The organism is Paenibacillus sp. FSL F4-0125 (genome assembly GCF_038008565.1).
Lineage (GTDB): Bacteria > Bacillota > Bacilli > Paenibacillales > Paenibacillaceae > Paenibacillus_AQ.
Genome location: NZ_JBBOZJ010000001.1, coordinates 4,898,906 through 4,912,560, shown reverse-complemented (window position 1 = coordinate 4,912,560; position 13,655 = coordinate 4,898,906). Strand labels below are relative to the sequence as shown.

The window sequence follows — 13,655 nt, the reverse complement described above, 5'->3', positions numbered from 1 at the left end:
TAACACACCGGAAAGAGAAAAAATCCGAGTGGTTAATAAAAGCTGTGATAACGGCGAATATCGCTACTTTTTATCCAATTCTGAAAGTTTTAACATCTGCAAAATTGGGTTTGAACACTTGACTATTGAGTAAAATGTTTTAATCTATGGTAATGATAGCGCTATCGAAATGATATTAGGGGAGGGGTCACTACGCTTAAATATTCCAATATCTTTCGTAAATTCTTAATCTCCTACGTAGTCATTTTGGTTATTCCCAGCATCGGCGGATATATGTCCTATCTGACTTCGATTTCTGTGACAGAGTCTATCTCTATTGAGAACGGGGTCACCCAGCTCCAGAAAAGTCAGGAAATATTGGAGCGCCGCATGGCGGAAGTAGAAGGGTTTACCAGGCAATTGGCAGTCAACCAGGAGCTAAACGTTCTGATGAATGAAAGAGACAATGAGACGAACGTGTACGGCATTTGGAGAACAATGCGGAATGTCCTGACTTTCGGTCAGACGAATGATTTTTTGCAAAACTATTATATTTACCTCGCCAATTATAATCTTATTCTTACCCCAGGTTCTTCTTACCGTCCGGAGCATTACTACTCTAATTTCAACTATAAGGATCTTTCGCTACAGGATTGGACCAAAGAAGTGCTTGAGAAAACCCACCGCAGTGAAATCAAGCCACTCAGTGACTTTGTTAGCAGGGGCATGCAGACCTCCGTTATTACCTATATGCAATCACTCCCTCTGGATAGTTTCAACGATTCCTCACCAGCTGTCGCAGTAGTGATCATAGACGAGAAAGTCATTTCTAGTCTGTTATCCGGTCTAACTGAGCGATACGGAGGCTGGGTTCATATCAGTGATGCTAAAGGCAACACGATTGTCCTGCAGGGAAGTGATGAGCAGAAAATGGCTCATATGACCGCTGATTCGGATTTTGATCAAAACAAGGTTAGTCAGTTCTATGCAGACGATTTAGTGATCACGACTCGCTCCGATTCGAACGGCTGGGTATATCAGACAGGGATTCCCCGGCCTATTTTGATGGAGAATGCTAACAAGATCAAGCAAATGTCTATTCAAATTACAGGAGGGACATTAATTATCGGCTTGATAGTCGGACTAATACTGGCTTACCGTAACAGTGCTCCAATCAACCATATGCTTAGCGTCATGAAGGAGCAGTTTGGCAAGGAAGAGGCCTCTACCAAGAATGAATTTGACTTCTTAAGCGGAAATATCGCTAATATGATCACCAAGAACAAGCTGCTGGAAACCGAACTTAATCGTCAGCTTCCGTTGGTCAGGGATGCATTCCTGAAGCGGCTACTAGCAGGTGAATTCAAAACGCATGATGAGATTCTCACTGCCGCCGAGCAGGTGGGGATCAGCTTGCAACAGAACTCTGGGTATGTAGGAATTGTTCAGATTAACGGCTATGCCGGTATGGACAGCGTTGAGATTCTTAATGAGCTGAATGCTTCCCGTTTGCTGCTGAAGCAGTCCCTATCGGATCTCGGAGTGGATGTCCTAATGACGGATATGGGCTCCGACAAAGTGGTAACTCTGTTTTTCTCCAAGGAAGAAGAGACCAATAAAGCGTATGAAGCGGAAAATATCACTCAAATTCTAGAGAATCTGGCACAGTATGTTTTTAACGAGTACCGGATTACTACTCAGGCGGGCTTCGGTGATCTTTTCACAGAGATAACAGAGGTTAGTCTTTCCTTTGACCAAGCCAAGCAAGCTCTGGAATATGCCGTCTACATGAATAAAAAAGGAATTGTATGGAGCAGCGAAGCCCAAAATGAGAATACGACCTACTATTATCCACTGGATACAGAGCAACGCCTGATCAGTACCATTCGAGCTGGAGAACTAGAAGAAGCTAAACGGATTGTCCGTGCGATCGTAGCCCAGAACATGGAACAGCGTGAATTATCCATGGAAATGAAGCAACAGCTTGTTGGTGAAATAAAAGGGACGTTTCTTAAGCTTCTGGATCAAAAGGCTTTTACAGAATACCCGGACATTGAGAGTGTGAAGCGGAGGGTCATTGACATTGGTTCATCGGAACGACTCGAAATGATTCAGACCGAATTTTTTGTCATTATGGAAGAGCTGTGCGGACTTATTGCAAATAAAAAGAAGGATATTCATATTCAGATTATTAAGCAGATCAAGGAATATACCGTAGAGAATTATTCGGATACAGAGCTGAGTCTGTACCGAGTGGCTGAACAGGTGGAACGGCCTGAGAAATACATTTCTCAATTGTTTAAAGAGGTTACCGGTGTTAATTTCTCTGATTATTTGATAAAAGTCAGAATGGATCAGGCTGTGATTTTGCTCAAAGATAGCCGGTATACGGTTGACGAGATTTCCTTGCGGGTCGGTTACAACAGTTCACACTCTTTCAGACGGGCATTTAAAAGGTTAATCGGCGTTTCACCGAGCGCTTATAGACAGTCTATTGATGAATAAAGAGTTGTTTGGTGAAAAATAAGTTTTAGAATGATCCACTAAAGAAGCAGCGGCGTACCAAGACTTTATAAATAAAGTCTTAGACTGCCGCTGTTGTCGTTCAACTAACGTTTCCCGGTAGCTTTGGGGATCGCCGACGGTCTATGCATCACCAATCTCCAATCTCCGGTATACGTGTCTTCTTTACTTTATATTTAATAAGTTTGTCACCATTCTGCTCAATGTCCCTTGATCGACGAAAGGAGCAAGACTTGCCAGCAGATCTGGGCTAAGATGTTCAGCTTCGACTCCACCAATCAACTTCTCGAGATTCTCCCTGTCCAGAAAAGGTGCGAGGCTTATAATCTGGTCCGCATCGATAGTGCCGTCTGCAACCCGGTCTACCAAGCGGCTTAATGTTTCTCTGCTAATAAAGGGTGCTAGTCCTTGAACGGAATGCCAGCTCAAGCTGCCCTCTTCTGCTTGTTGTACCAACCGATCTATATGTTCTCTTTTAAGAAATGGGGCAATTCCAACAAGATTGTGCACTTCTAAGGAACCGTCAATCGATTTATCTACCAGTCGGCTTAATATGTCGCTGCTGACGAACGGAGCGAGTCCAGTAATAGTATTCCACACAATTTCGCCTTCCTCTGCCTGACGAACCAGTTCATCCAATGTATCTGTTCCAAGGAACGGAGCCAGCCGCATGATCACATCTAACTTAAGGACGCTGCTGTCTAATCGTTCTGTAACTTTATGCAGAGCGCTTGCTTTTACAAACGGCGCTACTTCTACAAGCTCCTCCACCTCCGCCTCTCCGGTATTGACCATCTCTGCAACCTGTTCCGGCCTGTTCTCTGCGATCTCCTCAACGATCGTTCCTAGGTGCGGGTGCTCCCGATTTTCTGTATTGTCTCCTGCATTTAAAATGTCGTCTACTGTTTTGCCGAATAACCTCGCAAACTTCGGAAGCGTTCCGATATCCGGTAGCGAGTCGCCCCGTTCCCATTTCGATACCGCTTGATGACTTACATTCAGTTGATCGGCAAGTTCCAATTGGGTCAAATCCTGGTCTTTGCGAAGCTTCGAAATATAAGCTCCAATTTTACGCAAGTCGAGCATTGTATACCTCCAATAAAACAAAATGTACAGTGCGCACTGTCAAAAACAGCATAGCATTTCTGCAAACGCAATCCTATCAAGTGTTGGTTGAATGATCACATGCGCTTTATTCAACTGCCGGTAGAATTGTCCAGATTGAAAAACTTTGGTCACTTTCATGTATAGGTTTTTTCTACAAATCATTTCGATTATCCTGTCAGTTCGTATTCTAAAGTCAACCAGTTCTTTCTGCTTGATAACTTGCTTCTGGACTACGTCCGTTGCTACTTCTTGAAGCAACTGTGCATTACCAGAGTCTTAGAGGAGCATCGTTACTTGTACATTGTTATTAATCCGCTCATCTCAAATCTTGAAACTATAGCTGGTATAGCTTGTGTCTGCATTCCCTCCTTCAGGGTGATGCAGTCTTTTTTGAGTCCGAACCCTGATTCCGGAAAAATGGCCGTTCTACAGCTATTTTGTTCTCCTTGAATAGGGTTATTTGTACGTTGAAATACCAAAGTGTACCTTTCCTTTAGGGTTAAATGTCAATTATGATCAACTCGTAGAAAGCGCTATCATAAACTACTGGCGGTTGCTTAGGGGGGATTGTTCTGGAGAAAGAAATAGTATTACACCACAAGTCGTTACCGCGGCGTAAAGGCTCTGTATTTTTACAAAATGCTCGTAGAAGTATGAAAAAGCACTGGCAGCTACATTTGCTCGTGATTCCACCTTTGCTATTTTTCCTCATCTTTAAGTACTATCCAATGCTGAACGCGGTTCTAGCCTTCAAGGACTACAATGTCATTAAAGGAATTTGGGGAAGTCCATGGGTTGGATTTCATAATTTCCGTTTATTTTTTGATAATCCACAGTTTTGGACGCTGCTTAAGAACACCATCATGCTTAGTGGTTACCTGCTGCTGGCGGGATTCCCGATTCCGATTATCCTTGCCCTCATGATTAATGAATTGCGCGGGGGAAGGTTCAAAAAGTTCGTTCAACTGGTCTCTTTTGCACCTTATTTCATCTCGACGGTGGTCATGGTGTCCATTATCATGCTATTTATGGCACCTCGCCTTGGATTTGCGAACATCGCTCTCAATTTCTTCGGCCTAGAGTCGATCAATTTCCTTGGAGAACCGGGAATGTTTCGTTCGATTTATGTCTGGTCCGATATTTGGCAGACCGCGGGCTACAGTGCCGTTATTTATTTAGCAGCGCTCGCCGGTATAGATCCAACGCTTTATGAGGCGGCCAAAGTTGACGGAGCTTCACGTTTTCAAAAAATTCGTTATATAGATCTGCCAGGTATTGTGCCTACCATCGTCATCATCCTGATTTTGAATGTTGGGAATGTCATGGCTATTGGCTTTGAAAAGGTTTATTTACTGCAGAACCCGCTCAATCTGGCGAACTCCGAGATCATTGCCACTTATGTCTACCGGGTCGGTTTGCTGAATGCCAATTATAGCTTTGCCACTGCGGTTGGTCTATTCAACTCGGTAATCAACCTTATTTTGTTGCTTACGGTGAATGGCTTGGCTAAACGCATCACAAACAACAGCATCTGGTAGGAAAGGAGCAACCACATGGCAGCAGTTCAACAAAAAATTAAAGAATCAACCGGTGACAAGCTATTTCTGACCACTATTTATATCCTACTCAGCCTCGTGGTCATCGCGGTAATTTATCCGTTAATTTTTATCATCAGCAGCTCGATTAGCAGCCCGGCTGCTGTAACCTCCGGCCGAGTCTGGCTCTGGCCTGTAGATATTTCCTTCAAAGGCTTCAAGGTTCTGTTAAACACTCCGGAGATCCTTACAGGCTACGAAAATTCTATTTTTTATACAGCTGCAGGAACTTTCATCAGTGTTGTGCTGACGATCATGATCGCGTACCCTTTATCTCGCAGAGGTTTTTTCGGACGCAATACTCTGATGATGATCATCACCTTTACAATGATTTTCAGCGGAGGGTTGATCCCGACCTACATGGTTGTGAAGGAACTACATTTGATTGATACCCGTTGGGCTTTGCTGATTCCGAATGCGATTTGGGTATGGCAGGTCATTATTGCCCGCTCATTCTTTCAATCCTCCATTCCGGAGGAACTGCTGGAAGCCAGCGAAATCGACGGATGCAGTGATATGCGGTTTGTCTGGAGCGTTGTCATTCCGTTATCGAAGCCCATTATCGCGGTGTTAGTTCTCATGTATGCGGTGGGCCAGTGGAATGCATATTTTGACGCTTTGATTTACTTGAAATCAGCGGATTTGTTCCCACTTCAGCTTGTTTTACGCAGCATTATCATCCAGAACAACAGTGCAGGCACTATGGATGCGATGAAAATGGTGGAACGGCAGCAGCTTGCTGAGCTCCTCAAATATGCACTCATAGTTATAGCCACTCTTCCTGTACTCGTTATTTATCCGTTTGTTCAGCGTTATTTTGTCCAAGGGATGCTGGTCGGTTCAGTCAAAGGTTAATTCGCTTTCAGGATCTGGAGAGGGGGAGAGGCACGCAGTAAAATGCCAAAAAGATATCGTACCTGCCTAAATTATAAAAGGGAGTGATCGGAATTGAAGAAAAGTATGATGACTTTGTCTTTGGTGCTGGTATTAATTCTTACGGTGGTGTTAAGCGGATGTGCTAATAAAAATACAGATAACACATCCTCCGCACCTGCAGAGACGGGTAACTCGGAATCAGCAAGCAAACCGGTGGAAATCAGCGTGTTCTCGGTTCAGGAATCCGGGATCGACGTTCCAACCAATAAATTTACGAAATTTGTGGAAGACAAATTCAATATTAAATTCAAATGGGAGATCAACCCCTCAGACGGAGCGAAGGAAAAGCGCCAAATCTCACTGGCGAGTGGCGATTACCCGGATGCTTATCTGCTCACTCACTACATCGATCAGTTCTCACAGGCAGATCTTCTGAAGTATGGCAAACAAGGCGTACTGATTCCATTGAACGATCTAATTGATAAATATGCTCCTAATATTAAAGCAGCTATGGAAAAAAACGATAATTTGAGAACACTTAACACTGCGCCTGATGGTAATATCTATGGACTTGTTGCTTACACAGAGTGCTTTCACTGCTCCTATCCGAGCAAAATGTGGCTCAACACCGAGTGGCTGAAGAAGCTGAATCTGGAAATGCCGAAGACAACCGAAGAATTCAAAAAAGTGCTAGAAGCTTTCAAAACTCAAGACCCGAACGGTAATGGAAAAGCGGATGAAGTGCCGCTGAGCGGCTCGATTGAGGAGTTTGGCGTACGGATTGTACCCTTCCTGATGAATGCCTTTGTATACGATGATGACCGCAATTATCTGAACATGGCAGATGGAAAAGTTCAATCGGCGGCTGTCACACCGGAGTGGAAGGAAGGCTTGACCTATATCAAATCTCTGTTTGATGCAGGTTTGATTGATCCAGGAGCATTCACACAGAACGCGGAGGCCTTCAAGAAAATCGGAGAAAATGCCGATGCGGAAATTCTGGGCGCTGGTGCGGGCATGCACCCTGCGATTTTCGTTAATATTGATCCAGGCAATAGAAGCTCGGCACACTACAACCCTGTACCACCAATTAGCGGACCGGAAGGTATCTCCTATGCGACTCATGATGCAGGCGGTGTATCCCCAGGAGCAAAATTTGTAATCACCAACAAAGCGAGCGAGGAAGCACAGATCGCTTTAATTAAAATGGTAGACTACATGTTTACTTCTGAAGGACAGACCAATGGTGGAAGCGGCATGAAGGGCATTGACTGGACGGATCCAGTAGAAGGCGATGTAGCGCTAGACAAAGACGTTAAACCAGTCATCAAGACCATTCCTATGGCTGAAGGCGAAGCGCCGCGCAATGCGGGCTGGAGCGGTATGGGTCACTTCTATATGCCAAAAGAGTACCGTGACACCTTCGTTCAAGGTACGGATGTTTACGATTCATCAAGCTATGAACGCAGATTGTATGATGCAACTCTGTTGTATGCGGGACATGAGCCTAAAGAATTATTCCCGATCTGGTCGATTTGGATTGATCCAAGCGAAATTGATGAAGCGAGCTTACTGCAAACCAACATCAAAAATTACATTGAGCAAAATCAGCTTCAATTCATTACAGGCAACAAGGATCTGAGCAAGGATTGGGATGCTTATATAAAAGGTCTGAAAGACCTGAAGCTGGATCGTTACCTCGAAATCTTGCAAAAGGCTTATGAAACTTCTAAAAAATAAAATATTGAAATCAGAATCAGGTGCTGTAAGATATACCCCAGCACCTGATTTCTTGATTTTAAGGAAAATATACATTTATTTACGGAGGATCAGCCATGACAGAAGAGAAACATTGCAATCATCAATTTGTAGTTCCAAGACGAGGACTACCGAATACAAGCATAAGACTTGCGGAAAAGAAGCCGGTGACGGTCGCCTTTTTGGGCGGGTCCATTACAGAGGGGGCAGGTGCTTCCGAGGCAGACACGTTTAGCTGGAGAGCGCTGACTGGTAAGTATCTGCAGGAGCGATTTGTGAATCATGAATTCCGATTCATCAATGCGGGAGTAGGTGGAACGAACTCCACGCTGGGCGCCCATCGATTACAGGCTCATGTCCTGCAATACGGTAAGGTTGATCTGCTGTTTGTTGAATTTAGCGTCAATGACAACAGCGACCGGGAAGAATCGATTAGAGGCATGGAAGGAATTGTGCGCCAGTGCAGACGGTTGTCGCCCGCCACTGACATTTGCTTCTTGTATACGGCAGCAGAAAAGAATCTGTCAGGGAGCAACCCCTTTAACATTGCTGTCCACGAAGAAGTAGCTGAGCATTACGATCTTCCATCTGTTAATTTCGCAGCAAGAGTTTATGCGCAGACTCAGGCGGGACAAATGGAGTGGACCGAGCTCGCACCGGATGGATATCATCCCAATGATGACGGTCATGCGTTGTATGCTTCTTTTTTACAGGAGTATTTAGAGACAGCTCTTGTTCCTGACAACAAATATTCGATTAGCGGAAGTGCTTTAAGTATTCCTCCTCTAGAGGAGCGGAATTATGAATACGGCAACTTACTGGATTTCAGAGGCGCTGATCATGCAGATGGATTTGAGCTATGTGAGCTTACCCCTGAAGATCCGCTGATGAACTGGCGATTTGGAACGGAGCATTTATATACGAACAGTAAAGAGGCATCATTTTCTTACACAGTAACCGGACAGAGCGTGGGTCTGCTGCTGCTCTACGGTCCGGATAGTGGGATATTCGAATATTCGGTGAATGGCGGTCCTTTTCATGCGGTTAATTTATTCGACGAATGGTGTCCACTCGCGTATCGGCCCATTATTGCTTTGTTCGGAATCCAGGAACAACGTAAGGAGTTGCAAGTTACTGTGCGAATTACAGGGGAAAAGGATGAACAGAGTAAAGGCACCAGTCTGCGTATTCTGAAGCTGATGTACAATTGATTATTTTTGCGAAGGGAATAATATCCCTCTTATTAAGCGTTTACAATATTATGAAAGTTGGTGTTGATCATTTCCTTTATAGAACACAGCGTCAATTCTTCTCCTATCGTAATCCGCCTGACTGATTATGGTGTTCTGCCGGATTCCGGCTTGGATGCTCAACCGGCCATGATCAGAGCCATTCAAGCTGCCGCTGATTTAACTGGAAAGGTCCTGCTGGATTGTCCGAAGGGCTGCTATCATTTCTATCCAGATGAGGCGATCCGGAAGCCCTACTACATCTCCAACACTACCAGTGAAGAAGAGAATCCTGATGTCACCAAGACTATAGGAATTCTGCTAAAGGGGCTGCGAAATTTAACGATTGAGGGAAATGGCTCTCTATTTATCTTCCATGGCAAGCAGACCATGTTCTTGCTGGATGGATGCAAAAATGTAGAGATTCGTAATTTACATACCGACTATACCCGGCCGACTGTGACAGAGATGACGATTACTGAAAGTGGTACGCATTATTTCGATGTTCAGGTTCACTCCGATTCGCGGTATGAGATCAGGGATGGCAAGCTGGTCTGGATCGGTGAGGGCTGGAGCTTCTCGGAAGGACCTATGCAGACCTATGATCCACTTAGCAATACGACTTGGCGGATGGACAACTGGTCGGAGCTGGCTGATTCTGTAGAAGAGCTGGAGCCGATGAAGCTCCGCTTGCATTTTGATCATGGGCCTGAGGTTGTCCCCGGGCATGTCCTGCAAAGCCGTGATGGAATTCGCGATCAGGTAGGTGTCTTCATTGTGGAAAGCTCTAACATTACCTTCAGTAATGTGGGGCTGCATTTTTTACATGGACTTGGTGTTGTAGGACAGTTCAGTGACAATCTCACTTTTCAACGCATGGATATTTCGCCGCGCCTAGAAACAGGCCGAACAGTTACTGGCTTTGCGGATTTCATCCACATGTCCAGCTGCCGAGGTAAAATAACCGTTGCGGACAGCCGTTTTGCCGGTTCACATGATGATGTTGTCAATGTCCATGGTACCTATCTACGGATCGTGGAGCAGACATCGGCAAATAAGGTAAAGGTTCGCTTCATGCATCCGCAGACCTACGGTTTCCTGGCCTTTCATCCGGGAGACGAAATTGAATTTGTTCGTTCTGGCTCTCTGACTACCTATGCGGCTAATGAAGTGATAGAGGTTACGCGTCTCAATCCACGCGAGCTAATGCTGACTTTAGCACAACCGATTCCTGAAGGGATTGGAAGCTATGATGTGATCGAGAATGTAACCTGGACACCGGAGGTTGAAGTCGTAAATAATCACCTTGCGCGGGTACCGACCCGCGGTATCCTTGTGACAACCCGGCGTAAAGTAGAGATTAAGGGGAATGTTTTTGAACGGATGCAAATGAGTGCAATTCTGATTGCTCTGGATGCGGAATCTTGGTATGAGTCTGGCAAGGTGGAGGATGTGACCATCGCTGAGAATCATTTTATTGAATGCGGGGGCATTGGGCATCCGGTTATATTAATTTTGCCAGAGAACACAGAGATTGATCAGAGTGCCCCTGTTCATCAGGGCATTGTCATTAAGAACAACAGGTTTGAGATTGGTGAAACGTTAGCCCTTAGTGCCAAGAGTACCCGAGGACTGGTCTTCAGTGCTAACGAAAGGGTTACTCTTGGGGATAACACGGACCGTCTTTCCAGTCTTGAGGATGCGATACGTTTAACTGCCTGCAGCGAGGTCGACATTCTCGATTATTTGTGAATTGAGTTAGCTTAGGTTGTGTTAGATCGCGATATGGATCGGTAGATCGATGTATAGAAAACGCTTTATCTGATCTTTATAATGAGGGCATACTTGGGGAAAACATCATTTAATTCATGACAGATAATGAGGGAGAGAACCGATGAAACTTCAATATGACAAGCCAGCAAATGTATGGACCGAAGGGCTTCCGATTGGGAATGGCCGTCTGGGTGGTATGATATTCGGCGGTGTGGAGAAGGAGAAAGTCAGTTTAAACGAGGATACATTATGGTCCGGATTCCCAAATAATGGGAACAATCCCGGTGCTAAGGAGGCTCTGCCAAAAGTACGAAAGCTGATTCAGGAGGGCCGCTATACTGAAGCGGACACTCTGACTAGAGAGATGTTGGGTCCGTACACCCAATCGTATCTGCCTTTTGGAGAATTACTCCTTCGTTTTGAGCATGGCGATGTTTATCAATCCTATCGGCGGACATTAGATATTGAACATGCGGTTCACCGCATTGAATACAAGATTGGTAATGTTACTTATACCCGTGAGATGTTCGCTTCACATCCTGATCAGCTGCTCGTGCTGCGACTGACTGCAAGTGCACCGGGAGCGCTGAATGTACATGCTACGCTAGATAGTTCCCTTCGGCATAGCCTTCACGCGCAGGGGGATAACTTTGTACTCTCAGGAATTGCACCGGAGCATGTTGATCCAAGCTATTTTTGGAGTGACAATCCCATCCAATACGGAGAATCTGGCAAGAGCAAGGGCATGGCCTTTGAAGGACAGCTCTCTGTAGTAGCAGAGGGTGGGGAAGTTACCGTTGACGGTAGTGGAATTCATCTGTTGGGAGGAACGGCTGCAACTTTCTATTTCAGCGCGGCTACAGGCTTTAACGGCTTTGATAAAATCCCGGGAGCTGAGGGGAAAGATGCTTCTGCTATTGCTGCTTCTTACTTGGCAGATGTGAATGGAAAGTCTTACGACAGTCTGCTTCAAGCGCATATCGACGATTACCGATCACTTTTCGACCGGGTGAAGCTCCAGCTGGGTAAGACGTTAGCCCCGGAGGCGATGTCCACAGAGCAGCGGATTACGACTTACTCGGCACAAGATCCCGGTCTTGTTGAGCTACTCTTCCATTTTGGGCGCTATTTGATGATCGCAAGCTCGCGCCCCGGAACGCAAGCTACTAATCTGCAGGGAATCTGGAATGCGGTTACCCGTCCGCCGTGGAGCAGTAACTATACACTTAACATCAACACAGAGATGAACTATTGGCCAGCTGAAATTTGTAATCTGGCAGAATGCCATGAGCCGCTGCTGGATATGATCGGCAACTTGGCGAAAATGGGTACGGAGACTGCTCAAGTCAACTATGGTGCCCGAGGTTGGGTAGCTCATCATAATACGGATATTTGGGCACAAACAGCACCGGTGGGAGATTATGGTGACGGAGATCCAAGCTGGGCTTACTGGACGATGAGTGGTGTTTGGCTGACACAGCATCTCTGGGAGCATTATGCTTTTGGCGGAGACGAGGAATATTTGCGGACTTCAGCGTATCCTGTAATGAAGGAGGCAGCCCTGTTCGCACTGGACTGGCTTATTGATGACGGCAACGGCAGGCTTATTACCTCCCCATCTACTTCACCGGAGCATAAATTCCGGACAGCGGAGGGTTTAGCAGCAGTTAGCGCAGGTGCCACGATGGATATTTCGCTCATCTGGGAACTGTTTACGAATTGTATCGAAGCTTCAATAACGCTTGGAACAGATGAAGATTTGCGTGCAGAATTGGTGAATGCTCGTAAGCGTCTATTGCCACTGCAGGTTGGTAAGTACGGACAATTGCAGGAATGGTCCTTAGATTTTGAGGATGAGGATATGTATCATAGACATACCTCGCATTTGGCCGGCATCTATCCGGGCCGGCAGCTGACAGAAGCAGAGACCCCTGAGCTGTTCGCTGCAGCCAGAACCTCACTTGAACGGCGCGGGGATGAGAGCACAGGCTGGAGTCTGGGCTGGAGAGTTGCGCTTTGGAGCCGCTTCCGGGATGGCAACCGCTCACTACGCCTGCTCTCAAACATGCTGCGGCTGGTGAAGGACGGGGAGTCCGAACAGTATAGTCACGGCGGCGTTTATGCCAATCTGCTTGGTGCACATCCACCATTCCAAATTGATGGTAACTTCGCCGCTTCTGCCGGAATTGCTGAGATGCTACTACAATCTCACCTCGGGTATCTGGATCTGCTGCCTGCACTGCCAGATGAATGGCAGGAGGGAAGCGTGGCGGGGCTGCGTGCCCGCGGTGGCTTTGAAGTTAGTATTCAGTGGGATAAAGGGCATTTCGTGGAAGCGCAGATTATCTCCCTACTAGGCAATGAATGTGTGATCCGCACAGATGCTTCGATTATAGTGAGTAATGGCGGTAATGAAATGAAGTGTGACCGTTCCGCAGATGGAATGGTAAGCTTTCCTACGACCGCCGGCCAGACCTACAAGCTTATGATTGGTGAGCAATAATAGTCATTTTCATTTAGGAATATGGACAGCAGCAGGGACCTGAATTGCAGGCTCTGCTGCTGTTTTTTTGTACGAATATAATGCTGATCAACAATTAGGGAAAAACTCCCTGAAATTCGGAGGTTTCTGCTCGCAAGACTAACAATCAGGGAATTTCTCCCTGAAATTCATCCGATCTGGTGGTGAAATTGGAATTCGCTCTGTTTTTTAGGGAGGAATTCCCTCATTACATTGAAATATAGTGTTTTCTGGATTTTTTTAGGGAGGTTTTCCCTAATCTATCTCTTCTAGCGGTCCGAAGGTGAAAACGAA

8 protein-coding genes are annotated in these 13,655 nt (G+C 45.8%); 7 read left to right on the top strand and 1 reads right to left on the bottom strand.

Going from position 1 to position 13,655, the window contains the following annotated elements:
• Positions 1-273 precede the first annotated feature (273 nt).
• Positions 274-2,484, top strand: coding sequence for a helix-turn-helix domain-containing protein (locus NST74_RS21855; protein ID WP_341114418.1), 2,211 nt, complete (start codon positions 274-276; stop codon positions 2,482-2,484).
• 183 nt (positions 2,485-2,667) lie between these two features.
• Here the strand turns inward: NST74_RS21855 and NST74_RS21850 are convergent, their stop codons facing one another.
• Complete coding sequence (locus NST74_RS21850) at positions 2,668-3,588, bottom strand: helix-turn-helix transcriptional regulator (protein WP_341114417.1); 921 nt, start codon at positions 3,586-3,588, stop codon at positions 2,668-2,670.
• 674 nt (positions 3,589-4,262) lie between these two features.
• Here NST74_RS21850 and NST74_RS21845 point away from each other — a divergent pair.
• The 6 genes from NST74_RS21845 to NST74_RS21820 all read left to right on the top strand — a co-directional run bounded on the left by NST74_RS21845 (position 4,263) and on the right by NST74_RS21820 (position 13,343).
• Positions 4,263-5,147, top strand: a complete 885-nt coding sequence (locus tag NST74_RS21845; RefSeq protein ID WP_143759569.1) for an ABC transporter permease — start codon at positions 4,263-4,265, stop codon at positions 5,145-5,147.
• Between the two features lie 15 nt (positions 5,148-5,162).
• A complete protein-coding gene (locus tag NST74_RS21840) occupies positions 5,163-6,059 on the top strand; it encodes a carbohydrate ABC transporter permease (protein WP_341114414.1) in 897 nt (298 codons plus the stop codon).
• A gap of 105 nt (positions 6,060-6,164) precedes the next feature.
• Positions 6,165-7,820, top strand: coding sequence for an extracellular solute-binding protein (locus NST74_RS21835; protein ID WP_445668208.1), 1,656 nt, complete (start codon positions 6,165-6,167; stop codon positions 7,818-7,820).
• A 95-nt stretch (positions 7,821-7,915) separates the two neighbouring features.
• Positions 7,916-9,049 (top strand): SGNH/GDSL hydrolase family protein, encoded by a 1,134-nt coding sequence (locus tag NST74_RS21830; RefSeq protein WP_341114412.1) that lies wholly within the window; start codon positions 7,916-7,918, stop codon positions 9,047-9,049.
• A 60-nt stretch (positions 9,050-9,109) separates the two neighbouring features.
• On the top strand, positions 9,110-10,819 hold the full coding sequence (locus tag NST74_RS21825; protein ID WP_341115948.1) for an alpha-1,3-galactosidase-related protein: 1,710 nt from the start codon (positions 9,110-9,112) through the stop codon (positions 10,817-10,819).
• Positions 10,820-10,961: 142 nt separating this feature from the next.
• Positions 10,962-13,343 (top strand): glycoside hydrolase family 95 protein, encoded by a 2,382-nt coding sequence (locus NST74_RS21820; protein WP_341114411.1) that lies wholly within the window; start codon positions 10,962-10,964, stop codon positions 13,341-13,343.
• The last annotated feature ends 312 nt before the right edge of the window (positions 13,344-13,655 follow it).